Raw genomic sequence first — 24,911 nt, forward strand, 5'->3', positions numbered from 1 at the left:
GTTACGAAACAAAAACAGAACAGTTGACACAACAGAACTAAACACGTATCGTGACTTTCGTGAGCGAGCAGCCCTTCACCGACGAGCCGGTCGCCAACGATGCCGCGGCCGCGCGGTCCGACGGCGGCGACGGTGTCGTGATGGACGTGACCGGGCCATCCAGGCCGGGGCCGTCCTGGGCGGCGCGGCGGGGACCGGAGCTGGAGCGGTGTCAGTTCCCCGGAGGCTGCGCGCACACGATGGAGTACGCCGGGTCCGGGCGACGGCCGAAGTACTGCTATCAGGTCGTCGGCGGGGTGATGCACGACCGCAGCAACGCCAAGCGCATCGCCGACGGCGCCACCCCCGCCCGCCGGCGCGGCGAGACCGACGACGCCCAGGCCCGCCCGATCGCCCGCGCCGGGCAGACCGTGACCGACCAGGTCGCCGCGCTCACCGCGTTCCTCGAGGAGCGGACCGGGGACCTGCGCGAGGCGCTGGTGACCCTGGCCGACCCGGACGCGGTCGCCGCCGAGATCGCCGCCGCGCAGCGCGCCGCGCGCGCCCAGGTCGACCAGGCCCAGGCCGCCACCGACGACGCCCGCGCCCAGGCCCGCACCGCGCAGACCGCCGCCGAGGCCGCCCGCCGCTCCGCGGCCGCCTCCGACGATGAGGCGGCCGAGGCCGTCTACGCCCGGGCGGCCGCCGAGCAGGCCCGCGACGAGGCCCTGGCCGCCCGCGAGCAAGCCGAGACACAGCTAGCGCAGCTCAGCACCGACCTCGAGGAGCAGTCCGGCGAGCTGGACACGGCCCGGGCCGAGACCGACCGGGTCACCACCGAGCTCGCCGCCGCGCGCGCGGAACTGGAGGAGGCGACCGCCGCGCGCGACACCGCACGGGCCGAGCGCGACACCGCGACCGGCGACCGGGACCAGGTCGCCGCCGAGCTGGCCGCAGCCACCCGCGACCACACCCGAGCCCACACCGAGCTCACCGAGGCGCGCGCCCGGGTCGAGGCGCTGGCCACCGACCGCGACACCGCCACCGCGGACCTGGCCGGGCTCCGCCGCGACCTCGACCGCGCCGAGACCGACCGGGCCCGGCTGGCCGATGACCTCGACGCCGCCCGCGAGCAGGCCGCCGAGCACCGAGCCGCCCGGGCTGGCGCGGAGAGCACTCTGACCGCGCTGCGCGCCCAGCTCACCCACGACGTCGACCGCGAACGCGCCTACGGCCACCAGCGCCTCGACGACGCCGAACTCCGCCACGCCGCCCAGCTCGCCGACCTGCGCGCCGAGCTCGACCGCCTCCGCGGCCAGGCCGCCGGCCACTCCCCCATGCCCGATCGAGCCCCGGCCGAGGACGGGGAGCCGGACAGTGACGTCCCCGCGACCGACCCGACGCGCACGGCCGCGGCCCGACGAGCCCGGCCTCGCGCGGCCCGGCGCCGGCCCGGGCCCGACTCCCCCGACGACACCACCGACGAGCAGGAGCAGGACCTATGAGCTCTTCGTCCCCCACCCCTGATCAGGCCACCCCTGCTCCGTCGCGCCAGCGGACGGAGTCGGCGCGGCCGGTGATGGCGGGTCCCACCGCCGGCGCCCCGGGTGACCGGTCGCGGTGCTGCGACCGGTGCGGGCAGGCCCCGGCCGACCCGATGCAGCAGATCCTGATGAGCGCGGTGTGGCTCGTCGCGGGCCCCGCCGGACCGATCCAGGCGTGCTACTGCCGCGCCTGCCCGCCCGACGCGGCGATCACCGACCTGACCTGCCTACGCTGCGGCGACGGTCCGCTGCTGGCCGGCGAGCTGGCCGCCGACCCGCACGGGCAGCTCCCCGCCCCGGCTCAGGAGTGGCTCCTCGCCGCGGGGTGGCGCCTCGACGGGCCGCTGTGCCCTGGCTGTCAGCCGAGACAGACTCGCTGATCTGCCCCGCTCATCCGGGCCCAGAGCCAGCCGCGGCAGGAGCATATACAGATCGAACTGCCCGCTGGCCTCGGTTCTGCCCGGGCTTCCGCTCCGCCATACGCCGGACCAGAATGGGTAGATCAACGGTCACCGGGGACGACACCCGCTACCACATCCTAGGAGAGACGCTGGTCCGGTGCCCGTCGCGATCGAGGTGGGGTGGAGCAGCCACTACAGTGCGCGCAGCACCCGGACGCGGTCGGCCACCGCCCGCCGGGCGATGTCGGAGTGCGGGGCCCAGAGATCGAACAGGTGCGGTACGCCTGCGTGCAGGTGGAACTCGACTTCCACTCCTGCGCGCCCCAGCCGTTCGACGTACTCGACAGTCTCTGCGCGGAAGAGATCGAGCTGGCCGATCTCGATGTAGGCGGGCGCGAGACCGACAAGGTCCGGCTCACGGGCGGGCGACGCGTAGCCCGGAACGTCCGGGCCACCCGCGGCATCCCCGAGCAGGCAACCCCAGCCGGTGCGGTTATCGACACCCGTCCAGACCAGCCACGGCTCGAGGTGGGCGTCGGCACTGGTCGTTCGGTCGTCGAGCATGGGATGGATCAGTATCTGGCGAGCCAGGACGGGCCCGCCCCGGTCACGGACCATCAGTGCCACAGCCGCCGCCATCCCGGCGCCCGCACTGTCGCCCATGATGGCGATCCGGGACGGGTCGACGCCGAGTTCGCCAGCGTGTTCGACCGCCCAGCACAACGCCGCGTAACTGTCTTCGACCGCCGTCGGGAACGGGTGCTCGGGTGCCAGCCGGAACGCGGCCGCGAGGACCGGTACCCCGGACGACGTGGCGTAGCGCCGGCACACCGCACCGTGAGTGTCCAGGCTGCCGGAGAACATCCCTCCACCGTGCAGGTATACGGCGAGGGGACCCCGCGTGGTCTCGATGCTGCGATAGAAGCGCAGCTCGATCGGAGTCCCGTCGAGGGCAGCGGCGGTGTGTCGGGTGGCTTCGGTTCCCGTCTGACCGGGCAGCGCGCGGGCGAAGTCTGCGAGCAGTGCATCTCCCGTCTCGCGACGCGTGCGCCAGTCCCCGGCTGGAGGGATGGTGGTAACGGCGACCGCGAGCGGTGCGAGCGCGTCGGCGACCTGGGCGTCCATCTGTAGGGCCATCCGATCTCCTCCTGCGTGGATAAGTCAGTACTGGTCGATGAGGCGCGCCAGCGCGTCGCGCGCTGGGCCCAACATCTCCGCGACTCGGTCGGTCGCGTTCTCCGGGCTGGCGATGAGGATCGAGATGCGCTCGGCCGCGGCGAGCGGCATCACGGCCACCTCCGTGCCCGGCGCGAAGACCCGACCGATGAGATCGTCGGATCTGAATGCCTGTCCGTCGGCGACCTGGAATCGCACGGTGTCGCGGGCGTGCAGAGCCTGGCGAATCGCGGCGGTCAACGGATAAGAACCCGCGACGATCCGGTAGGCACGCTGGACCGGGGCGAGCACAGGGTCGTCGGTGAGGTGCGCCCGCCGTAGTACCCGCGTGACGACGTCGTGGTCCACCGGCAGGCAGACGCGCTGGCGGGTCACGAGCAGCAACCACGCGTCGTTCCCGGCCAGGGCGCCGAGCGGGCCCCGCAACTTCCCGTACAGAGCCCGATCGAACGACGACTCCATGGCGACGAGCGCGGCGCCGGCCCGGCGTTGCAGCACGGCATACCCCGTCTCGAGGGTCACCAGGAGTGGGGCGCGAACAGCGTCCAGCATGTCGGCTTCCAGCTCGCGTGGCAGGGTAAGGCAGATCTGGTCGAAACGTCCGACGCTGCCGTTGATCTTGCAGGTGTGGTTGACGTAGAGGTCCGGCGCCGTCAGATCTGGCGACGCGACGTCCTGAAGACTTGTCCGCAGTGTGCGCTCGCGCTCCAGATCCGGGCGGAGCTTGAGTGCGAGCACACGCCCGGCAACGTGCAGCAGATGCACCCCCGGCCCCGCAGGTTCGGCACGTTCCCCGAGCACATCGAGGACGGCCTGAACACACAGCGCGAGCAGCACCTGCTCGAAGCGATCGAGCTGAGCTCCGATGTCGCCGTACGACGCGCTTCCGAGCGGTTGGTCGAGGCTCCGGGTTACGCGCCTGCGCAGCGTGTTGGCCAGCGATGGCGGGAGCCGTGGCGCCATCAGGGGTTCCGCCGCCGCCTGCGACCGGGAGACGACGTGTGCGTGGCCAGGCCGGTGCCTGTCCAGGGGCCCGTTGCCTCGTCCACCCCGGACGCGCGACGGCGGGTCGGCTGGTGCGGTGGGCGTACCGGTATCTGCCGTTTGCGCATGCCCGGAGGCCTCGCCCACGAGTGACGGGCCGCCGCCGGTGGCGCCGATCCACAGCTGGCGAAACTGCTCGACATCCCCGCGCAAGAATTGCACGACGCGTTGAATGCTATCCCAGGCCGGCACGTCCGGCGAACAGAACACTCGAGACAGGGTGGTGTGGCTGCAGCCGACTCCCCGTGCCATTCGGCGCAGGCTCGGCCACCCCGCCCTGTGGTGGAGTTCATGAAGTGCCTCGTGCAGATCTCGGGCTGGTCCGTACGGTAGATGCGGTCGAGTTAAGGCTTTCATGCAAGTGGACCCCGCACGTGTATCGGATAATCTCTGAAGCGATGTCGGCCATCATCGATCCGAACTGTGATCGGGCAGCGATGCCGCTATTCGGCCCGCGTGACCGGCAGGGGCCACTCGTGCCAGGCATTGCCGTGTCGTCAGTCGAATATTCGGTCAACGAGACACTCACCAGGCAAGCGACATGTAACCACCAACTCGGACGGATGTCCAACTAAACTGCGTGACTGTCGAGAAATAGCTGCTCAGCGTGTCGAGCGATCCGAAGTGGACCGGGATCGCCGGCGATCGACATGGCGGCCTCGACCTTCTTCTGACGGTCGCCGGCGGCCCCGGAAGGCATGGCTGGCGGGGTCGCTTCCGCTCGTGATCCGGACCGGCTGGCACGTGACTGGTCGATCGTGGCAACTCTGTTCTCGATCCGGCCATCGCTGGTGTCCCTTTGGATCGACCTATGCGCCGACCACCACCGCGGTGTGAAGATCTGATTGATGTCGCGGCAATTTCGTCGAAGAAGCCGGACAGCTGGGGAGGGGAGCTCGGTTGAAGAATTCATCACATGACGTCCATGAGCTGTCTGCGCACCAACGGGATATCTGGGTCGCTGCGGCGAGAGATCCGCATCACCCGCAGTTCACCGTGGTCGTCGCGGAACAGCTTGACGGTCCTGTCGACGTCGCCCAGCTGCTGCGTTGCGCACGCGAGCGGCTGCGCTACACCGACGCGCTGTGCCTGCAGGTCGGCGAGGGAGGCGGCGAGCCTGTGCAGTGGGTGGACCGGGATGCCGCGACCGTGCAGGTCCACTCATCGCCGGTCGACTCCGGCGAGCCGGGTGAGGACGCTGATCAGTGGGCAGCCGCCGCCGCAGAGCGAACGTTCGTGCTCGGCGACGGCCCCCTGGCCGAGGTGGTGGTGCTGACCGCCGGACCGGACCGGTGCATCCTCGGGGTGGCCGCACACCACATCGTCGCTGACACCCGGGCCCTGGTTCTGTTTACGGACGCGGTACTGGCTGACTACGCGGGTCGTGGTCCGGAACGCGAGGGGCGGTCATACCTGGAGTCCGTCGCCGACGACGTGGCCTATCGCAGCTCGGAGGCCCACGGACGCGACCGCGCCGCTCTGGCCGGGGAACTCGCCGATGCCGTCCCAGCGCTGTTCGCACGCGGCTCGAAGAGCCCCGGCGAGCGCTGCCGCTTCGTGCTGGACGCCATGTTGGTCAGCCGGATGTTGGCGCTCGGCGAGTCCCCGTTCTCGTTCGTCGCCGCTGGCGTCGCGGCTCATCTGTCGCGCGTGCACAACGTCGGCGAGGTAGTCCTGGGGGTTCCGCTGGCGAACCGACCGGGCTGCGACAGCGCCACCGTCGGGCAGTTCGCCAATACGCTGCCGTTGCGAGTGTGGACCGACGGGGAACGGACTCTGCGCGCCTTGGCGTCGGAGATCCGGGCGTCGACATCCTTCCTGCGGGAACACGGGCGGACCGCGCTCGGCGACCTGGTCCGCGAGCTGGGGCCGAGCGCCGGCCCGCGGATCCCATTCGACGTGACGGTGTCGTCGATGCGTCACCCTAGTCCGGTCACGCTTCCAGATGTGCGTCGCCTGACGGCGCACCGTGCCTCGGCGCACCGCCAGGACGCACTTGCCATCCACATGCACGCGTTCGAGGGACGCGACGAGATCGAGGTGCATCTGCACTTCGGCGACGGCGTCGCGGACAGCGACCTGATCGCCGCGGCGATGACCAGCCACCTGGAAACGCTGCTGCGCGCCGGCATCGAGCAGCCGCTGATGCCGATGGGTCGGCTCACGATGACCGATGCCGGGGAGCGGGAGCGTCTCATCGGATTCGCCACCGGCCCGGACGTCGCGCATCCGGCAGAGCGAACCCTGACCGCCCTGATCGAGCAGTGCGTAGACGCCGCGCCGAGCGCGCGCGCCGTCGTCGGGACGGACCCGCTCACTCGGGTCGAGCTGGACGGGCGCGCGAATCAGGTCGCCCGTGGCCTGCGAGCCCGGGGGGTGCGCCGGGGCGACCGCGTGGCGGTGTTGCTCGAACGCGGCCCGGAACTGCTACCCGCCGTGTTCGGCGTACTCAAGGCGGGCGCGGCGTACGTGCCTGTGGACCCGGCACACCCGCCGGAGCGGATCCGGTTCGTGCTCTCCGACTGCGGCGCGCGCGTGGTGCTGACCGGCGCGGACACGTCCTACACGCCGGAGAACGCGGTGCCGGTGGCGGACCTGCTGCACGGCTCGCGTGAACGGTTGGGCCCACTGGCCGGAGCCGCTGACCTGGCCTACGTCATCTACACCTCCGGCACGACCGGTCGCCCGAAAGGCGCGATGATCGAGCACCGTTCGGTCGTCAACCGGCTCGGCTGGATGCAGCGCGACTACCCGATCGACTCCGACGACGTGCTGCTGCAGAAGACGCCGATCTCCTTCGATGTGTCCGTGTGGGAGTTGTTCTGGTGGGCGGTAGACGGCGCGGCCGTGTCGGTGCCACCGGCCGGAACGCAGCGGGACCCCCACCTGCTCCTGGACGCCGTCGAGCGGGCAGGATGCACGGTCCTGCACTTCGTGCCATCGATGCTCGAGCCGTTCCTCAGCGCCGTGGAGACTTGTCCGGACGGACGGACGCGGGTCGCGTCGCTACGCACAGTATTCTGCAGTGGTGAGGCCCTGCCGCCCGCCCGGGTCGAGCAGTGCGCCCGCGTGCTCGGCCCACACGTGCAGGTGGTGAACCTCTACGGGCCGACCGAGGCGTGCGTCGACGTCTCACACCACGACTGCACCACCGTGCCCGGCAGTACGCCGCAGCAGGTACCGATCGGCCGGCCGGTCGACAACACGTCACTCTTCGTGCTGGACCCGTACGGCAACCTGCAGCCCGCGGGCGTGCCGGGCGAACTGTGTATCGCCGGGCGCCAGCTGGCCCGCGGCTACCTCGACCGGCCGGAGCTGACCGAGGAGAAGTTCGTCGGCTGCACGTTCGCCCCGGGCGGGCGCATCTACCGCACCGGCGATCTCGCCCGCTGGACAGGCGATGGCGAACTACTGTTCCTGGGCCGCCTCGACGACCAGGTCAAGATCCGCGGGAATCGCGTCGAACTCGGCGAAGTCGGGGACGCGGTGCGTCACCTGCCCGACGTCCGCGACGCAGTCGTCGTCGATCGGACCACCGCCGAGCGCGGGACCCACCTGGTGGCCTACGTCATCCCACAGGCCGAGCCGGACCCGGCCCGCTACCGCGCCGGGCTGGCAGCGCGGCTACCCGACTACATGATCCCGTCGCAGTTCGTCCCGGTCGAGCAGATCCCGCTCACCGTCAACGGCAAGACAGACCGGCGTGCACTGCCGTCCCCGGAGACAGCGACGGTATCCGCCGGCGCTGCCGCGCCCTCCGGCCCCGTGGAGACTGCGCTCGCCGACGCCTGGGCCCGGGTGCTGGGCACCGGACCGGTCGGCGCGCACGACGACTTCTTCTTGCTCGGCGGCGACTCCCTGCTGATGCTCCGCGTGCGAGCGGAGGCGGCTGCGGCTGGCGTGCACTTCTCGCTCACCGACCTGCTGCGGCAGCCGACCGTGGCCGCGCTTGCCGCCATCGCGCGTCCCGAGAGCACCGACGGCGCGCCGGTCCAGCCGTTCGAGCTGGTATCGCGCGTCGACCGGGCACGGCTGTCCGGCGTCGAGGACGCCTTCCCAGCGCCGCGGCTGGCGCTCGGCATGCTCTTTCACAGCGACCGCAGTGCCGAGACCGAGCACTACCGCGACGTGTTCCGTTACAGCCTGCGTATGCCGTGGGCAGAGCGGGAGTTCCGGCTCGCGGTCGACGCACTGGTCCGCAGGCACCCTGGTATGCGTGCCTCGTTCGACCTGGCAAGCTTCTCGGAACCACTGCAGCTGATACATCCAAGCGTCCCGCCGGTGGTGGACGTGACGGACCTGCGTGGCCACCCGGACGCAGATGCCGAGGCCGAGATCAACCGGCACGTCGCCGAGCGCCGCAATTACCGATACGCCGTCGATCAGCCGCCGCTCTACCACCTACGCGTATTCGTGCGGGACGGGGCCGTCGAGCTGGTGGTCAGCTTCCATCACGCCGTGTTCGACGGCGGCAGCGTCGCCAATCTCGTGGCAGAGCTGTTCCTCGATTACCGGCACGCACTCGGCGAACCGGTGGCACCGGTCACGACGAGTGAGCTGCCCTCGCCCGCAGAGCACGTGCGGGCCGAGCGGGCAGCGTCGGGCTCCGAAGCGGACCGCCAGTACTGGGCCGGTGTGCTGGACGGCGCACCGCGCACTCGCGTCGAGGCGCTCGCGCTGGCGTTCCCGCCCTCCACCCGGACCCACTTCTCCCGGACGGTCGAGCTGGACGAAGCGCTGGCGGACGCGATTCGTGCGCTCGCCGCGGAACACGGTGTTCCGGTGAAGTCCGTGCTGCTCGGGGCGCACGCGCTCGTCCTCGGGCTGCTCACCGGCCAGAAGGAAGTGGTGACCGGGCTGGTCACACACTGCCGGCCGGAGCGCAGACACGCCGACCGGATGATCGGGCTGTTCCTGAACACGGTGCCGGTACGCCTACCGGTCGACGGGACTGCACTGGAGACCGTCGTCGCGGCGCTGCAACAGGAGCGCGAGGGGCACCCGCATCGGCGCTACCCACTCAGCGCCGTCCAGAGTGACCACGGCGCGACACGAGTGTTCGACACGGCTTTCAACTACGTACACTTCCACGTGCTGCAATCGTTGCACAACGGCGACCGGGTGCGGCTGGAGCGGTTCCGGACCTGGGAGCGCACCGAGTTCGCGCTGCTGGTAAACGCGTTCACTGATCCCGGGCACGGCGGCATATCGCTGCGGCTGGACTACGACGGCGACCTGTTCGCCACGGAACAGGCCGAGCTGGTGGAGATCACGTGGCGCAGCGTGCTGCGTTCGCTCACCGCCCGCCCGCACCGCTCGGCCGAGGGCGCCGAGGTCGCACCGGCGCCGCGCACCGCTCCCGCAGCGTACCCGGCGGAGACCGTCGTGCGGGGGCTCGAGGACCAGGTTCAGGCCGCACCGGACACGCCCGCCATCGTCGACGGCGAACGCACCTGGAGCTACGCCAGGCTCGACCGTGCGGCCCGTGCTGTCGCCCGCGGGCTCATCGCGGCCGGGGTGCGCCCCGGGGCCGCAGTCGGGGTGACCGTCGGGCGGTCGCCGGAGCTGGTCGCGGTGGTCGTCGGCACGGCGTTGGCCGGCGCCGCGTGCCTGCCGCTGGACCCCTCCTACCCGCAGGCCCGGATCGCGATCATGCTCGATCGCGCGCGCCCGGACGCGATCGTCGTGTCGGACGCAGAGGCGCCGGCCGGGACCGACTGCCCGACGCTGCACCTCGCCGACCTGCTGTCCACTCCGGACGTCCCGGGCACCGTGCTGCCCGGACCGTCCGCCCAGGATCCGGCGTACGTCTTGTTCACCTCAGGTTCGACCGGGGAGCCGAAGGGTGTCGTCATGCCGCACCGCGCCCTGGCCAACCTGGTGTGCTGGCAGAACTCACGTGACAGCGGTGCCGTCGGCGGCCGGACACTGCAGTTCGCACCGATGAGTTTCGACGTCTCGTTCCAGGAGGTCTGGTCGACGCTCTGTGGCGGCGGAACGCTCGTGCTGATCGACGACGGGTTACGTCGCGATCCCGGAGGCCTCCTGCGACTGCTGGACGCAGCCCGGGTGGAGCGGGTGTTCCTGCCCTACGTTGCGCTGGAGCAACTCGCCGACGCGGCGGCCCTGCTCGAGATCGTCCCGTCCGCGCTTCGGGTGGTGGTGTCCTCCGGCGAGCAGCTGCGCATCTCGGGATCGGTGCGGGCGCTGTGCGCGGCCCTGCCCTCGCTGGTGCTGGAGAACCAGTATGGCCCGACCGAGACGCATGTCGTGTGCGCGCACCCTCTGTCGGGCGACCCTGACGACATCCCTGCGCTGCCGCCGATCGGGCACCCGGTGGACGGCACGGAGGTTCGCGTGCTGGATCGGCACGGACGGTCCGCGCCGGCCGGCACTCGGGGCGAGATCCATGTCGGAGGAATCTGCCTGGCCGACGGCTACGTCGGGCGGCCCGACCTGACCTCGGAACGCTTCATCGCCCACCCCACCCGTCCCGACGAGCGGCTCTACCGCACAGGGGATGCCGGGCTCGCGCTCGCTGATGGGACGGTCATCTACCTCGGACGGCTCGACGACCAGGTCAAGGTTCGCGGGTACCGGGTCGAGCCTGCCGAAGTCGAGCTGGCGTTGCGCCGGGTGGCCGGCCGGATCGCGCGCGATGTCGCCGTCGTGGCCGTCTCCGGCGACGGCGCCGACGCTCGTCTGGTGGCATTCCTGGTGGCAGCCCCGGGCGGGCCCACCGAGGGAACCGAGGCGCTGGACGGAATTCGGCGTGGGCTACGCGCCGAGCTACCGGAGCACCTGGTGCCCGCCCACCTGCAGTGGATCGAGGCGATACCAGCTACCTCGAGCGGTAAGCGTGACGACGCGGCGCTACGCGCGCTCCCGCTCGCCGGGCCGGCCGACCGGGCCCCGGTCGCGCCGCGCGACGAGACGGAGCGGGTGCTGGTCGCGATGGCGGGCGAGCTACTGCATCGCGACGACCTGGGGGTGGATGACGATCTGTTCGCAGCCGGAGCCACTTCCCTGACCGCCATGCGTCTGGTGGTCCTGATCGAGCAGCGCTTCGGCGTCGCGGTCCCGCTCGCGACGTTCGCCGCCGCCCCGACCATCGCCGATGTCGCCACGGTGCTGCGCGACGGCCTGGCCGAGGCGGAGTACGACCCGCTGGTGCCGCTTCGTATAGGCGGGGACGGACCGCCGCTGTTCCTGGTGCACCCGATGGGCGGCAACGTGCTCTGCTACTTGCCTCTGGTCCGGCATCTGCCACCAGGTTTCCCGGTGTACGGCCTGCAGGCGGCCGGGACCGAACCGGGAAGCGAGCCTGCCGACTCGGTGGAGCGGATCGCCGCGGCCTACATCGCGGCCCTCCGACGGGTCCGGACGCGGGGCCCTTACCGGCTGGCCGGCTGGTCGTTCGGCGGCTTCGTCGCGTTCGAGATGGCGCGAGTGCTGCGCGCCGACGGCGAGGACGTGAGCGAACTGGTTCTGATCGACTCGATCGCGCCGGACCGGCACGGGCAGCGCACGGCAGCCGACCCTGACGCGCTGATGCGCTGGTTCTTCTGGGAGCTGCTGTGGCTGCGCCACGGCAGCGACGCGACCGTCACCGACTTTCCGGTGGACATGGACGAGCACGGGTTGTTCGAGCATCTGGCCGCTCTGGCGGTGGACGCCGGAGTGCTCCCGCCGGGCAGTACGGGAGTGCTGATCCGGCGACTGTTCGCGGTGTTTCGAGCGCACTGGACCGCGCTGGACTCCTATCGCCCCCCGGCCACCGACCAAGATCTCACGCTGTTGCATGCGACCGGGCCGCTGCCGCCCGTGCTGGAGCCGCTGCATGCGTCGCTGGAGACCCAGCACACCGACCCCACCAACGGATGGAACGAGTGGACCTGTGGCCGGCTCGACGTCGTCGACGTCGACGGAGACCACCTCGACCTGATGGAGGAACCTCACGTGCGTCATGTCGCCGACGTTCTCGCCCGCTTGTTGAGCCCGGCGGAGGCGAGTCGATGAGCCGGCCGTCCGTTGCCGTCATCGGCGCCGGCATCGGTGGCCTCACGGCCGCCATCGCTCTGCGACGGGTGGGCATCGACGTGCATGTCTACGAGCGTGCGACGGAGTTGCGCCCCGCTGGAACCGGACTGTCCCTGATGAGTAACGCGATCTCTGCCATGGACGAGCTCGGCATCGACCTCGGCCTCGCGAAGCGAGGTGCGGTCGTGCGGCAGTTCGACATCCGCAGTCGACGCGGCCGGCTGATCCGGCGAATGCCGTTCACCGAGATCTGCGACGATCTGGGCGCGCCGAGCGTGTGCATCAGCCGGTCGGACCTGCAGGCCGCGATGCTGGACGAGCTGGGCGACCCGCCGCTGACCACCGGGGCGGCCGCGACCGGGTTCGAGCACGAGCCGGACGGCCGGGTCCGGGTCGACTTCGCCGATGGTCGCAGCGCACGTGCCGACGTGCTGATCGGTGCCGACGGCTTCGGATCCCGCGTCCGGAACCAGCTGGCCGGGCCGGAACCGTCCCGGGACAGCGGCTACGTGTGCTGGCTCGCCGTCGTCCCGTGTGACCATCCACGTCTGACGCCCGGCTACATCGGACACTACTGGGGCGCCGGCCAGAGATTCGGTCTGATCGACATCGGACACGGACGAGCCTACTGGTGGGGGACCAGAAACATGCCGGAGTCCGCGTCGCGGAACTGGACCGGCGGCAAGGCGGGCGTGCAACGAGCGTTCGCCGGGTGGGCGTCCGAGATCACCGAGATCATCGCCGGGACTCCGGAATCGTCGATCGTTGCCGTGCCCAGCCGCGACCGCAAGTTCCTGGAGCGCTGGTCCTCGGGCCGGGTGACATTGCTGGGCGATGCGGCGCATCCGATGCTGACCAGCCTCGGTCAGGGCGCCGGGATGGCGGTCGAGGACGCCGTCGTCCTAGCGCACAGTCTGTCTCGCGCCCCGGACGTGCCTGCAGGCCTGCGCGCCTACGAGGACGCACGCCGCGACCGCACTCGCGCGATGGTTGCCAACTCGCGGTCGATCAGCGACATGGAGCAGATCGAGCAGCCGATGCGCCGTGTGCTTCGGGACTGGTACATGCGTACTGTCCCGCGCCGGGTGCTCGCCGAGCGGGCCCGCGCGGCACTCGCGTTCCCGGGGTTGGCGGGGGTGCGGGGATGACCACTCGTGCACTGAGCCCTCTGGAACGCTGGTACGACGTCGCCGACCGAATCAGCCCGCTGAACGTCACGGGCCGGCTGACGGTGCACGGTCGGGTCGATGTCGCAGCGCTACGTCGTGGACTGAACGCGATGCAGTGCATCCATCCACTGGCGCGGGTCGCGGTCGCCGGGGACGGTCCCGGGCGGCGGTTCGTATCCACCGCCACGCCCATCCCGTTGCGGGTGGTCACTGCGGCAGACCCGGACGAGATCGTTGCCCGGGAGCTGACCGAGCGAGTCGACGCCGGGACGGGGCCGCTCCTGCGCGCCACAGCCGTTCCGGCGGCCGACGGCACGACCACCGACCTGGTCCTGTCCGTCTCGCACCGCGTCGCGGACGGGACGACGCTGCTGTCGCTGCTGCACGACTGGGTCGAGTGCGCGGCCGGGATCGCGCCCCCGCCGCGGGCGGGCTTGCCGCCGACCGAGGAGCTGTTCCCGACGCTCACGCAGGGCCTGGCCGGCGAGGCCGCGGCCGACCGCAAGGCCCGTGACGATCGCGCGGACCTGGCGCGGTACCGGCCGGGCCGGGTTGTCGCGGACCGGGTCGTATCGCACTCCGATCGGAGGACCGGGCTGGTCCGCCGGGAGATCACGGGAACGCAACTGGCCACGCTGGTCGCCGCGTGCCGGGCGGTAGGCGTCAGCGTGCACGGTCTGCTCGGAGCCGTCCTGGCCCGGGTCGTCGGCCGGGAGTCAGCGGCCGGTTGGGTGACGCTCGGCTCGCCGATCGACTTCCGTGCTGAGCTGGACCCGCCGGTGGACCGCCACGAGATGGGCAGCTTCGTCGCCACGCTGCCGACACTCGTCGACACCACGCAGGACCCCTGGGCCGCCGCCGCGGCTGTCAGCACCGACCTGACCGCGCGCCGAGGGCGCGGCGAGCACTTCTCGATGATCACGGCGCTGGGTCGCGCAGCGCCCGCGACGCCGGAGGAAGCCGGACCGTTCCTGGACGATCTGGACCGGAACGGACCGATCAACCTGTGTCTGACCAACCTCGGTGTGTGCGGCGTGCCGGACCGGATCGGTCCCTGGCCGGTCACCGGTGCGCAGTTCGCGGCCGGGATCTCGGTCGTAGGGCTGCTGGTTGCCGCCGTCACGACGCACGGCGGAGTGCTGTCGGTGAATCTCACGTACGTGCTCGGCGCAGTCGGGACTGCCCGAGTCACCCGACTCGCCGACGAGTGGCTTGCCGAGGTCGCCCTCCTGGTGGCCGGCGTCGTCAGGACTGACGGTGAGCCGTCGGGAGCGGCCCGGTGAGCGCCCGGCATACGGTCCTGGTCACCGGCGCGTCCTCCGGCCTGGGCCGGTGCTGCGCACTCATGCTTGCCCGCTCCGGGTACACGGTGCTCGCCGGCGTCCGCCGCGACGAGGACGGTGAGCAGGTCGCAGCCGCAGCAGCACCGGGAACGGTCCGACCGCTGCGTTTCGACGTCACCGACGCGGACTCAGTGCGAGACGCCGCCGCACAGGCCGACCGTCTGGGCGGTGTCTGGGGGCTGGTGAACAACGCCGGTATCTGTGTCTCCGCGCCGATGGAGTGCCTACCCGTCGACGAGCTGCGCCGCCAGCTCGAGATCAACGTCGTGGGGCAGGTCGCGGTGACCCAGGCACTGCTGCCCCAGCTGCGCGGTCACCGCGGACGGATCGTGAACGTGACCTCCGGCCTGGGCAGTCTGGCCGTGCCCTACATGGGCGCCTACGCGATGGCGCAGTTCGCCAAGGAAGCGATGAGCGACGCCCTGCGACGCGAGCTCGTCCCGCACGGTGTCCGTGTCGCGGTGGTACAGCCCGGCGCGATCCTGACACCGATCTGGGACAAACTCGAGAACACCGCGGACGACGTGCTGGCCCGAAACCCAGACGTCGCAGACACCTACCGCACGGTGTTCACCCGGTTCGTTCGCAGCAACACGCAGGGCGCTCGGGACAGCGCCACCACCCCGGACGACGTCGCCCGCGCGGTCCTGCGCGCGCTGAGTGCGCGGAGGCCGCGGACCCGCTACCCGGTCGGCCCGGATGCCCGGTCCGCCGTGCGCCTGTCCCGGCTGCTGCCGGACAGGCTGCTGGACCGTCGATTCGTCCCCCTCACGCACGCCTGACACCGGCCGGGCACCGTGCTCGGCCTAGTGAGAAGAAGGAAGAGGACACCATGTCGTTCGTCAAGTTCAGCGGCGAGGACGCCACCTGGGTGCGCTTTGCCGACAGCCGCATCTACATCGGCGACGTCGTCGACGAGTCGAAGTCGTCGTCGATGGGCGTCGGACTCGCGCACTTCGGCGCGGGCGAGGAGATGCCCTGGACCCCCAGCTACGACGAGGCGATCGTCGTGCTGAGTGGGGAGTTCACCGTGGAACGTGGCTCCGAACGGATCACGGCTGCCCGCGGCGAGATCGCGTGGGTCCGGCCGGGCCCGGAGGTCATCTTCCGAGCGGGCGATGAGCCCGTGACGCTCGCGTTCGCCTCGCACCCGGTATGGAAGCACTCGGAGGCAGCGGCCGCCGCCTCCTCGGTACTTCACCCCGTGGGGCTCGCCGAGGTCGAAGGGGTGATTCGGTGACGACCGTACAACCGGTTTTCACGTCAGAGCTGGTAGACCGGGCGCGCCGGCTCGGCCCACTGATCGCCAAGGACGCAGTTCAGGGGGACCGGGACCGGCGGCTCACGGATGATGTTGTCGAGGCATTGACCGGCGCCACACTGTTCGACCTATCCGTCCCGCGAGCGTACGGCGGGCCGGAGCTGCCAGTGCGCAGCGTGATCGAAGTGTCCGCCGCTGTCGCCGAGTCCGACGGTGCCGCCGGCTGGGTGACCGCCATCTACAACTCGTGCGCCTGGATGGCCGCGTTGTTCCCGGAGCAGGCTCGACAAGAGGTGTTCGGCGGCGACCCCCGCCGAGTCGCCGGCGTCGTAGCCGGAGATGCTCGGACCTCACCGGTGGACGGCGGCTACCGGGTGAGCGGGCGCTGGCCGTACAACTCCGGCTCCTGGCACGCGGACTGGGCAGTGCTGGGAATCCCGCTAACGGGCGACGACGGCACCGTGCTGGACCAGGCACTGGCGCTGGTCCCCATGTCGCAGTGCCGGATCGAGGACACGTGGGATGTCGCCGGCATGCGCGGCACCGCGAGTAACACGCTGGTCGTCGACGACGTAGTCGTACCGGTGCACCGGACCTTCTCGGTCTCCGGCGCGTTACGCGACGAGCACGTGCTCGGCCCCGGGTCGCCGTACCGCTCGGCGTTCCTACCGTACGTCTCGGTCGTGCTGACCGGGCCGCTGCTCGGCCTCGGCCGGGCCGCGCTGTCCCTGGTCACCGCGAAGGCACAGAGCAAGGCCGTCGCCTACACCACCTACCAGCGGCAGGCAGACTCCGTCGCGTTCCAGCTCGCCGTCGCCGAAGCCGCGACGTCGCTGGACACGGCGAGGCTGCATGCGCTGCGTGCTGCGGACGATGTGCACGTCGCCGCGCAACAGGGTGAGGTGCTCCCGGAACTCGTTCGTATGCGGGTACGAGCGGACATCTCGCGGTGCGTGCAGAGCGTGCTCTCGGCCGTAGACGGGCTCGTGTCGGCCCACGGGTCCGGATCATTCGCCATCCCGAATCGTCTACAGCGAATCTGGCGGGATGTCTCGACCGGTGGTCGGCACGCCGTCCTGGCCCCCGCACTCGGTTATGAGCTCTACGGGAAGGCGCTGTTGGACGTGCCGAACACGACGTCTCCGTTCGCATAGCGTTCTCGGACGATGGTACAACTAGTACCATCGTCCAATTTACCTCGACTGCGAGAGCGAGAACCTCATGACCACCGCCGCCCCGCCGCGGGCCGGAGCACGGGAGTGGGCAGGCCTCGGCGTCCTGGCGCTGCCCACGGTCCTGCTCGGCCTGGACGTCACGGTGATGTATCTGGCGATCCCGGTTCTCTCCGCGGATCTGAACCCCAGTAGCATCGAAACGCTGTGGATCATGGATGCCTACGGCTTCCTGATCGCCGGGCTGCTGATCACGATGGGCACGCTCGGGGATCGCATCGGCAGGCGCCGGCTGCTGATGATCGGCGCCGCCGCGTTCGGTGCCGCCTCGGTCGCCGCGGCGTTCTCGACGAGCGCTGCCATGCTGATCGCCGCTCGGGCCGCGCTCGGGGTGGCCGGCGCAACCCTGATGCCATCCACTCTGGCCCTGATCAGCAACATGTTTGCGGACGTCCGGCAGCGTGCGCTGGCGTTCGGGGTCTGGGCCACCATGTTCGCGCTGGGCATGGCTGCGGGTCCACTGGTCGGCGGGCTGCTGCTGGAACGGTTCTGGTGGGGGTCCGCGTTCCTGATCGCGCTGCCGGTCGTCGCCCTGGTGCTGATCGCCGCACCGGCCATGCTGCCGGAATACCGCGACGCGCGTAGTGGTCGAATAGACCTCGTGAGCGTGGTGCTGTCACTGGCTGCAATCCTGCCCGTGATCTACGCGATCAAGCACGGTGCCGCGGAGGGCGTGGACGCGATCTCGGTGGCAAGCCTGCTCGCCGGGCTCGCGTTCGGCGTCGCGTTCGTCCGGCGCCAACGGCGGCTCACGGACCCGTTGCTGGACCTGCGTCTATTCTCCGCACCGGCGTTCAGCTCAGCGTTGGCGATCCTTCTCGTCGGCTTGATCGGCGTCGGCGGCGCGATGTTCCTGGTGACGCTGCATCTGCAGCTCGTCGAGCAACTCTCGCCGCTGCACGCCGGCCTGTGGATGGGCCCGCCGGCGCTGATGATGTTCGTCGCCGCGATCGGGGCGCCGGTCCTGGCCCGCTGGGTGCGACCCGGCATGATCGTGGCCGGCACACTCGCCCTCTCGGCGATCGGGTACATCTTGCTGCGGTCTGTCGACGGCCCGGGCAGCATCGGAATGGTCGTCGCCGGCTTCGGCCTGGTGTACCTCGGGCTCGGCGCCATCGCTGCGCTCGGGACGGACCTGGTCGTAGGCGGTGCACCCCCGGAGAAGGCCGGGTCGGCCTCGGCGATGTCGGAAACCGTGCAGGAACTCGGGCTCGCCGTGGGGGTCGCCGTGCTCGGGAGCATGGCAGGCGCGGTGTACCGGAGCCAGGTGGTTACTCCGGCCGGATTGTCGGAGCCTCTGGCTGGCGCGCTGCGGGAAAGCATGTCCGGGGCCTCGACCGTAGCCGTGCACCTGCCGCCCGGCGTCCTCGAGCAGGCCATGGCCGCCCAGGTCGCCGGACTGCAGGTTACGGCGACCGTGTCCGCGGTCGCGATCCTCGCGCTCGCCGTGCTGTCCGCCATCGTGCTCCGGCATATCGGTCGGATCGGTGAGGACGACGGGAACGGGGAAGACGACGACGTTCGCACCGCCGCCCCGAAGGCGGACCGGCCGCACTCGGCCGAGTCCGGCTGCTGAGGCCTCCGGCGTGTGGGGGCGGACGGTGAGTGCGGCCGCCCCCGCGACCGCATACGCTCGGTCGCCGGCTCCGGTGGCCGACGACCGGAGCCGGGTTGAAGGGAGGATCGGTGAGCCGAACCAGTGAGCGTGGGTCCCCGCCCACGGACGGACGTCGCGCGCGCGGCGAGCGACGCCGCGCGGAGATCATCGACGCCTGTCTGCGTGTCGTCCAGCGCGACGGTGCGTCCGGGGTCACGCATCGAACGGTTGCCCGGGAGGCGGGCGTGCCGACGAGCCTCACCACTTACTACTTCACGACACTCGACGAGCTGCTAGTCGCTGCGCTGTCCACGGTCACCGAGGACTACGCCATCACACTGCGTGGCATTATCGAACGCGCGGGCGACGAACTCGGCGAACTAGCCGAGCTGATCGCTGCCGCTGGCGTGGATGAGGGACGCGGGCGGGCGCTAGCGGAACGGGAACTGTCGACGCTTGCATCTCGGCGGCCTGCGCTACGGCCGATCGCGCAACACTGGCGGGAGGAAGTCGCTCGGATTGGTCGCCGGCGCACAGACGACCCGGTGGCAGTCGAGGCCCTGGTGGCAGCAGCCGACGGTCTCTGCGCAGCGATTCTGGTGTCCGGGAAGGTGCCCGAGGTACCCCGGATCCGTGCGGTCCTGGCGCACGCGCTCGGCCTCACCACGGAGAGCACGCAGGTCTGACGGCGAGTCGGCTCGACAGGCGACTTAAGCACTGAGTCATGTTCGACCGGCCGCCGGGCACGTCTGGTTCGGCGACTACGCCCGCACTCGTTTCGCCGCCCACACCGCCCCGGGTGCGGTGTCGCAGATGGCGTGGCTGCCCACCACGATCCCACCCGGCACCCGCCCGGCCGCGCACCCCGCCCTGGCCGCGGCGCTCGACACCGACCGGCCGGTGATCAGCCTCTACGGCTACGCCGCCCCGTTGAAGGACGCCGCCCTCTTGCTCGAGGCCCTGCAGCGGGTGCAGCGGCGCGTGCGGGTGGTGCTGGCCGGGGATCCCGTCGCGCTGGCCTCGGCGCTCGACGACATCCTCAACACTGCCACGGCGGCGGCCGCGGCCAGGGAGCGCGCGGCGCGGTTCACCGCGGCCACGCACGCGGACCGCTGCCTGCGCGCCTACCTCGCCGCCACCGGCCAGGCGGTGCCCCGGTGAACGGGACGCGGCTGCTGCTGACCCGCCACAGCCAGGCCCACTGCAACGTCGACGGCGTGAGCGGCGGGCCCCGCGGCTGCACCGGCCTGACTCCGCACGGCCGCACCGAGGCCACGCTGCTCGCCCACCGACTTGCCCACCTGCACACCGCCACGCCGATCGCCGCGGTGTACGCGAGCCCGCTCCGGCGGGTCCGCGAGACCGCGGACCTCATCGAGTACGCCCTGGGCATGCCTGCGATCACGGTCGACGGGCTGCGCGAGCCCGACTACGGCACCGCCGACGGCCTGCCCTGGACCCCAGTCGTCTCCCGCTTCGCCGCGATCCCGGCCCACCACCCCCGACCTGCCGATCGCCGAGGTGCCGAGACCTGGGAGCAGCACTACGACCGCGCCGCGGCCGCCCTCCAGTCGCTGCTGGCGCGCCACCGCGGCGAGAGCATCGCGGTGATCGCGCACGGGGGGACCGTCACCGCGGCCGCGCACCTGTTCCTCGACCTGCCCGCCACCGCCCGCGCCCAGGTGCTGTTCACCGCCCACAACGCCTCGATCACCACCTGGGAACAGCAACCACTGTCCTGGACCCGACCTGACGCCGGCCAGCGCTGGGCCCTGATCGGCCACAACGACACCGCCCATCTGGCCAGCCCTCAAGTGCCCGCCGCCAGCGTCCATGCGGACTCGAACTCCCCCTTCATCAGGCCGCGCTGCTCATCCCACCTGGGCGGCGGTGACACACCCCGGGTGTGAGTATCGAAGTGGAGTGATCACCGCGCGGCCAGAAGATGTCCCGTCGAGGCGACCGCCCCTTACCGGCGGCGCTGTGATCCTCGACGACGCTCGATCAGTTCCGCCTAAACGATCAGGCAGCCGTTCGGGGTAAATGATCTGTTTCATTTAGATATGCCGAACAATACCCGTTCAGGCGAACCACTGAAGTCGCCCACCAGCTAGCGTCGGCCACCCGAAACGTCCGTTATAGGCATTTTGAGGAGAGCGTACGAATGGGTGCGAGGCGTGTATCATCCGTTGCTGCAAAACTGCGACTCTGGCTGGTCGCGGCAGTTTCATCTGTCGCACTGGCCCTCTCTGTCACGCTCCTTGCGGCGCCAGCATCAGCCACCGAGGAGCCTGCGGTACGGCAGGGGTAGTGACCCTGTCGACACCATTCGAGGGCGACGGCGCGCTCTGCTTCCGCGGGACCGCATCGAACAACGTGGCTTCTATCGCTTCGGCTGTAGACGGAATCGTCCCTGGAAACAACAGTGGCTACCTGCTCATCATGGCCAACGAGAGAATCCCGTTCAGTGCTGGGGAAACCGTCACGCTCCCTGCACCTATTGACGTCACTGGAGTCTTTGTCAACTTCAGCGTTCGTTAGTAACGATCCAGAGTAGACGTTCCGGTTACTGCTTTCCACGAGGAGCGTCGCGCGGATCGCAACGATTCTCTACGCACCACCACCGTGTACCGATAGGCTCTTTTCTGAAAGGGACCTTGACAGGCTCCGACGCAATACGCCCGCCACACACACGGCATCTTTCGGGAATCCGCAGCAGATCTTGTAGCTCCTCGCGGTTCACGCCCTCGATGTTCCTCCTGCGAGCGTCAGCGCACTACCCCGGCTGTCCGGTGCGCCAGACATGCCGGCAAGGACTGCCGGCACCGTTACTCGTTGCCGAACCGGGTGGTGGTGTTGGTCTGCAGGCGTCGGGCGAGCTCGGCGGCGATCGTGCGGTCTCCGCGCATGTAGCGGCTCATCAGCCGGGCTGCGACCGGATCGTCGAGACAGCGGACCAGCATCTCACGCAGCGCAGGGTCGTCGTTTCCGCCGGCCTCGAACGCGTCGATCATGAGCTGCAGGGTGTCCGCATCGGACAGCAGGCCGGCGGCGGGGGTGCAGCCGTGTGGGCAGGGCATCGACTCCGCGGCGCCCCAGAGCCGGCACACCATCGGCCGGATCTCGTGTACCCGGCAGTGCCCGGTCCCGCCCAGCGCCCGCGACAGCGCCGGACACGCCCCGTCCGGGTGGCTGCGTCGAGATCGACTCCACGCTCGGCCAGACGGTGTCGCTCCAGCGCCGAGGCGTCGATGTGCTCGCCGCAGGCGACCGGGCCGCACAGCCCGCGGCACTGCAGGATCGGCACCGACCGGTGGAGCGCCTCCAGGGTGGCGAGATCGGTCTCCGCAGCCGGCTGTGCGGTGCGGCGCGAGCGATCAGGCATCGGCTACACGGACTCCGTTCAGCGACTATCGGGTCAGGTACGCGGGCCACTCCTTGAGCACCGCCTGGACCGGGGAGAGATCGGTGAGGTGGTCGCGCAGCGGCACCGCCATCAGGCCGGCGACCGTGAGGACGTCGGCATGACGCCCGGCAAGGTCCATCCGGATCAGCGGCTCGTTGTGGGCAACGCGATTGCGCAGCAGATGCAGCCGCCCCACCGGATGGTCGACATCACGACGGTCGGTCCCGGGCCGAAATGCCGTGCGCAGGTAGGGGATCCGGAGAGCGTCGGTGCGGCGGGCGATCGTGAGGTAGCGCCAGAACCCGAACCGGAGTTCAGCGATGACTTTCCCCGGTGGCGTCGGGGCCCGCCCCTTGGTGTCGCGGCGGGCGGAGCGGATCGCCTGCTCGATCTGGGCGCGCGGCTTGTCGTTGGCGTCGACGACGACGCCGTTGCGGGCTCGCTCCTCCTGGATGGGGAAGTGCCGCGAGGGGTCGAACACCCAGTGCCGAGCCTCGGACTCGTCGCGGTGGCGCAGCGCTCGGTCGTAGGCGTTGCGCAGTGCGACCTCGAGGTGGCCGAGATCGTGGTGGAACGCGGCGGCGGCGCGGGCGTTCCACTCATACAGTGCGAGTGCGCGGCCGCGGTCGCCGCCGGCGGCGTCGAGGTAGACAGCGAACCGGAGCGTCGACAGCCAGCCCTCGATCCACTGGCCGGGGTCGGTCATCATCGCCTTTCGCTGTGTGTCGTTGGTGATCGTCGGAGACTAGTGGTGTAGTCTGAACGAGAATTGCCCCGGATGGCCTCTGACCGCGTAGGTCACGTCGCCGGGGCTTTGTCTTTGAGTAGGCCCGCCTCCCCAGAGGGACCGGCCCTCCACTGGTTTCGGCGATCTCGACTGCGCTGAGCCGGTCGGGGGGCTTCGCCGGCCAGACGGGCGACCTCGGCGTCGCTGTCGGTGCGACCCGGTAGAACGAGGTCTGGCCGTGCCCCGCCCGAGGAGGATGCCTGTGTCCGCCCCGTCATCGATCGACCAGACCTCGGATCCGCTCGTTGCTCAGCTCGCCCGCATCCTGGACCCGGTCGCCTTCGACGACCGCGCCGAAGCGCGGACCCTCGGACAGCTGTGGGACCAGACGTGCCGGCGCATGACCGCCGAGCAGCACGCCCGCCGCGCGATCGCCGCCGGCTGGAGTCCATCAGAGACTCGGTGAACGCTGGCGGGCGACGGCCCGGACCTGAGCCGTGGATCTAGCGAACCGGATCCGATAGCCTCATCCGTATCACAGAATGGAAACCAGGATGAGGGTCGCTCCCCGCCCGCGCGCCCGCGGAGCGGTCGCCGCGCTGGCCGCTGCGTCCGCGTTGGTCGCCACCTCGCTGGCCACCGAGGTCACCGACACCGCGGTATCCCGGGCTGTGCAGGTCGGCCCGGCGCCGGCGGCCGCACCGGTCGTCCCGGCCGCGCAGGTCCCGGCTCCGTTAGCCGATCTGGATGCTCCGGATCCGCTGCGGTCGGACTCGGGGGCGGCGATCACCAGCGTGCGGGAGTGGGAGCAGACGCGCCGCCCCGAGCTGCTGGAGGCCTTCCAGGAGCACATCTACGGCACGAGTTTGCCCGCGCCGTCGAGCATGACCGTCGACGAGTCCGGCGGGAACGGATCGGCCCGGCGGGTCACCATCACCGTGGCCGGGCCGGAGGGCGAGGCCAGCTTCACGTTGCGTCTGTTCGTGCCCGACTCGGGAACCCCGAAGGGCACGTTCCTGCTGATCGATCACCGCGGTTCGGTCGGCGACGATCCGGGCTCGGGTGGGTATGCCCCGGTCTCGGCGATCACCGGCGCCGGGTACGCGCTGGCCGCGCTCGACGCTAGCGAGGTCGCCCCGGACGATGCCAGCTCCTACCGCGACGGCGTCATCGACGCCTTCTACCCCGCCGGCCAGGACCTGCCCGCCGACGCCGGGCGCACCATCAGCGCCTGGGCCTGGGGCGCGAGCCGGGCGATGGACTACCTGCAGACCGACGCCGCGCTCGAGATGGGCATCGACCCGGGCGCGGTCGCGGTGATCGGGCACTCCCGCGGTGGGAAGGCCGCGTTGTGGGCTGGCGCGCAGGACCCCCGCTTCCCGGTGGTCATCTCCAACAACTCCGGCTCGACCGGCGCGAAGCTGGCCCGGCGCGACGGCAGCGGCGAGTCGATCGCGGCGATCAACAACCAGTTCCCGCACTGGTTTCCCGAGACCTATAAGGACTACGCCGGCGACGCCGACGCGCTGCCGGTCGACCAGCACGCGCTGCTCGCGCTGATCGCCCCGGGCCGGGTGGTGGTCGGCTCGGCGACCGACGACGGCACCGCCGACCCCCACGGCGAGTTCCTGTCCTACCTCGGCGCGGCCCCGGTCTATGAGCTCTACGGGCTCGGCGACACCGGCCTGTCCTCGAGCAACTGGCCCCCGGCCACCGGCAAGGGCTACCGGGGCCCGGGCATGAGCTATCACCTGCGCTCGGGAGGACACGGCCTTGAAGACGCCGACTGGGACATCTACCTCGGCAGCGACCTGTTCCTCCGGTAGCCCCCGGCGCCGGACCCGCGCCACCGGCGCGATCGCCCTGATCGCCGCCGTGGCCCTGGCCGGCTGCACCACCCAGCAGCAGGACGACCCGCCTGCTCCTCCCCCGCCCGATCTCATCAGGCCCTCCTTCGACCCGCCGATCGCATTCGGGCCGGCCGAGCTCACC

General features: G+C 70.7%; 18 protein-coding genes. 14 read left to right on the forward strand and 4 right to left on the reverse strand.

The annotated features are described in order from the left end of the window. Window positions 1–59 precede the first annotated feature (59 nt). Window positions 60–1,484 (forward strand): coiled-coil domain-containing protein, encoded by a 1,425-nt coding sequence (locus tag WIS52_RS20410; RefSeq protein ID WP_349299902.1) that lies wholly within the window; start codon window positions 60–62, stop codon window positions 1,482–1,484. After that, on the forward strand, window positions 1,481–1,903 hold the full coding sequence (locus WIS52_RS20415; protein ID WP_349299903.1) for a hypothetical protein: 423 nt from the start codon (window positions 1,481–1,483) through the stop codon (window positions 1,901–1,903). Before WIS52_RS20410 ends, WIS52_RS20415 begins: the two co-directional genes overlap by 4 nt. Before the next feature lie 213 nt (window positions 1,904–2,116). Here the strand turns inward: WIS52_RS20415 and WIS52_RS20420 are convergent, their stop codons facing one another. Continuing rightward, on the reverse strand, window positions 2,117–3,061 hold the full coding sequence (locus WIS52_RS20420; protein WP_349299904.1) for an alpha/beta hydrolase: 945 nt from the start codon (window positions 3,059–3,061) through the stop codon (window positions 2,117–2,119). A 24-nt stretch (window positions 3,062–3,085) separates the two neighbouring features. After that, window positions 3,086–4,354, reverse strand: coding sequence for a hypothetical protein (locus WIS52_RS20425; RefSeq protein WP_349299905.1), 1,269 nt, complete (start codon window positions 4,352–4,354; stop codon window positions 3,086–3,088). A 690-nt stretch (window positions 4,355–5,044) separates the two neighbouring features. Here WIS52_RS20425 and WIS52_RS20430 point away from each other — a divergent pair. The 10 genes from WIS52_RS20430 (at window position 5,045) to WIS52_RS20475 (ending at window position 20,696) form a co-directional block, all read left to right on the forward strand. After that, on the forward strand, window positions 5,045–12,163 hold the full coding sequence (locus WIS52_RS20430) for an amino acid adenylation domain-containing protein (protein WP_349299906.1): 7,119 nt from the start codon (window positions 5,045–5,047) through the stop codon (window positions 12,161–12,163). Further along, a complete protein-coding gene (locus tag WIS52_RS20435; RefSeq protein ID WP_349299907.1) occupies window positions 12,160–13,332 on the forward strand; it encodes an FAD-dependent monooxygenase in 1,173 nt (390 codons plus the stop codon). Before WIS52_RS20430 ends, WIS52_RS20435 begins: the two co-directional genes overlap by 4 nt. Further along, complete coding sequence (locus WIS52_RS20440) at window positions 13,329–14,636, forward strand: phthiocerol/phthiodiolone dimycocerosyl transferase family protein (RefSeq protein ID WP_349299908.1); 1,308 nt, start codon at window positions 13,329–13,331, stop codon at window positions 14,634–14,636. The genes WIS52_RS20435 and WIS52_RS20440 overlap by 4 nt, the downstream gene beginning before the upstream one ends. Further along, window positions 14,633–15,478: an SDR family oxidoreductase gene (locus WIS52_RS20445; RefSeq protein WP_349299909.1), complete on the forward strand. Its 846-nt coding sequence runs from the start codon at window positions 14,633–14,635 to the stop codon at window positions 15,476–15,478. Before WIS52_RS20440 ends, WIS52_RS20445 begins: the two co-directional genes overlap by 4 nt. A 50-nt stretch (window positions 15,479–15,528) precedes the next feature. Further along, on the forward strand, window positions 15,529–15,936 hold the full coding sequence (locus tag WIS52_RS20450; RefSeq protein WP_349299910.1) for a cupin: 408 nt from the start codon (window positions 15,529–15,531) through the stop codon (window positions 15,934–15,936). Next, complete coding sequence (locus tag WIS52_RS20455; protein WP_349299911.1) at window positions 15,933–17,111, forward strand: acyl-CoA dehydrogenase family protein; 1,179 nt, start codon at window positions 15,933–15,935, stop codon at window positions 17,109–17,111. The genes WIS52_RS20450 and WIS52_RS20455 overlap by 4 nt, the downstream gene beginning before the upstream one ends. A 67-nt stretch (window positions 17,112–17,178) precedes the next feature. Next, the gene (locus WIS52_RS20460) at window positions 17,179–18,765 is read left to right on the forward strand and encodes an MFS transporter (protein ID WP_349299912.1); all 1,587 of its coding nucleotides are present in this window, start codon (window positions 17,179–17,181) and stop codon (window positions 18,763–18,765) included. 110 nt (window positions 18,766–18,875) lie between these two features. Then, the gene (locus tag WIS52_RS20465; RefSeq protein WP_349299913.1) at window positions 18,876–19,472 is read left to right on the forward strand and encodes a TetR/AcrR family transcriptional regulator; all 597 of its coding nucleotides are present in this window, start codon (window positions 18,876–18,878) and stop codon (window positions 19,470–19,472) included. Window positions 19,473–19,599: 127 nt separating this feature from the next. Beyond that, complete coding sequence (locus WIS52_RS20470) at window positions 19,600–19,947, forward strand: hypothetical protein (protein ID WP_349299914.1); 348 nt, start codon at window positions 19,600–19,602, stop codon at window positions 19,945–19,947. Then, a complete protein-coding gene (locus WIS52_RS20475; protein WP_349299915.1) occupies window positions 19,944–20,696 on the forward strand; it encodes a histidine phosphatase family protein in 753 nt (250 codons plus the stop codon). Before WIS52_RS20470 ends, WIS52_RS20475 begins: the two co-directional genes overlap by 4 nt. A 918-nt stretch (window positions 20,697–21,614) precedes the next feature. Here the strand turns inward: WIS52_RS20475 and WIS52_RS20480 are convergent. Next, entirely contained in the window at window positions 21,615–21,866 is a 252-nt protein-coding gene (locus WIS52_RS20480) for a hypothetical protein (protein ID WP_349299916.1), read from the reverse strand. Window positions 21,867–22,196: 330 nt separating this feature from the next. Beyond that, complete coding sequence (locus WIS52_RS20485) at window positions 22,197–22,901, reverse strand: hypothetical protein (protein ID WP_349299917.1); 705 nt, start codon at window positions 22,899–22,901, stop codon at window positions 22,197–22,199. A gap of 280 nt (window positions 22,902–23,181) precedes the next feature. Here WIS52_RS20485 and WIS52_RS20490 point away from each other — a divergent pair, with 280 nt between their 5' ends. Together WIS52_RS20490 and WIS52_RS20495 are read left to right on the forward strand one after the other, a co-directional pair. After that, entirely contained in the window at window positions 23,182–23,385 is a 204-nt protein-coding gene (locus WIS52_RS20490; protein ID WP_349299918.1) for a hypothetical protein, read from the forward strand. 88 nt (window positions 23,386–23,473) lie between these two features. Further along, window positions 23,474–24,745: a glucuronyl esterase domain-containing protein gene (locus tag WIS52_RS20495; RefSeq protein WP_349299919.1), complete on the forward strand. Its 1,272-nt coding sequence runs from the start codon at window positions 23,474–23,476 to the stop codon at window positions 24,743–24,745. Window positions 24,746–24,911: the final 166 nt, after the last annotated feature.

This window comes from Pseudonocardia nematodicida (assembly GCF_040105385.1).
Classification (GTDB): domain Bacteria; phylum Actinomycetota; class Actinomycetes; order Mycobacteriales; family Pseudonocardiaceae; genus Pseudonocardia; species Pseudonocardia nematodicida.

What these genes read in the sequence shown, in the direction of transcription:
- WIS52_RS20450 (WP_349299910.1), top strand. Translation starts at nt 15,529, where the DNA reads ATGTCGTTCGTCAAGTTCAGCGGCGAGGACGCCACCTGGGTGCGCTTT.
- WIS52_RS20420 (WP_349299904.1), bottom strand. Translation starts at nt 3,061, where the DNA reads ATGGCCCTACAGATGGACGCCCAGGTCGCCGACGCGCTCGCACCGCTC.
- WIS52_RS20485 (WP_349299917.1), bottom strand. Translation starts at nt 22,901, where the DNA reads ATGATGACCGACCCCGGCCAGTGGATCGAGGGCTGGCTGTCGACGCTC.
- WIS52_RS20415 (WP_349299903.1), top strand. Translation starts at nt 1,481, where the DNA reads ATGAGCTCTTCGTCCCCCACCCCTGATCAGGCCACCCCTGCTCCGTCG.
- WIS52_RS20495 (WP_349299919.1), top strand. Translation starts at nt 23,474, where the DNA reads ATGAGGGTCGCTCCCCGCCCGCGCGCCCGCGGAGCGGTCGCCGCGCTG.
- WIS52_RS20460 (WP_349299912.1), top strand. Translation starts at nt 17,179, where the DNA reads ATGACCACCGCCGCCCCGCCGCGGGCCGGAGCACGGGAGTGGGCAGGC.
- WIS52_RS20470 (WP_349299914.1), top strand. Translation starts at nt 19,600, where the DNA reads ATGGCGTGGCTGCCCACCACGATCCCACCCGGCACCCGCCCGGCCGCG.
- WIS52_RS20435 (WP_349299907.1), top strand. Translation starts at nt 12,160, where the DNA reads ATGAGCCGGCCGTCCGTTGCCGTCATCGGCGCCGGCATCGGTGGCCTC.
- WIS52_RS20440 (WP_349299908.1), top strand. Translation starts at nt 13,329, where the DNA reads ATGACCACTCGTGCACTGAGCCCTCTGGAACGCTGGTACGACGTCGCC.
- WIS52_RS20480 (WP_349299916.1), bottom strand. Translation starts at nt 21,866, where the DNA reads ATGCCCTGCCCACACGGCTGCACCCCCGCCGCCGGCCTGCTGTCCGAT.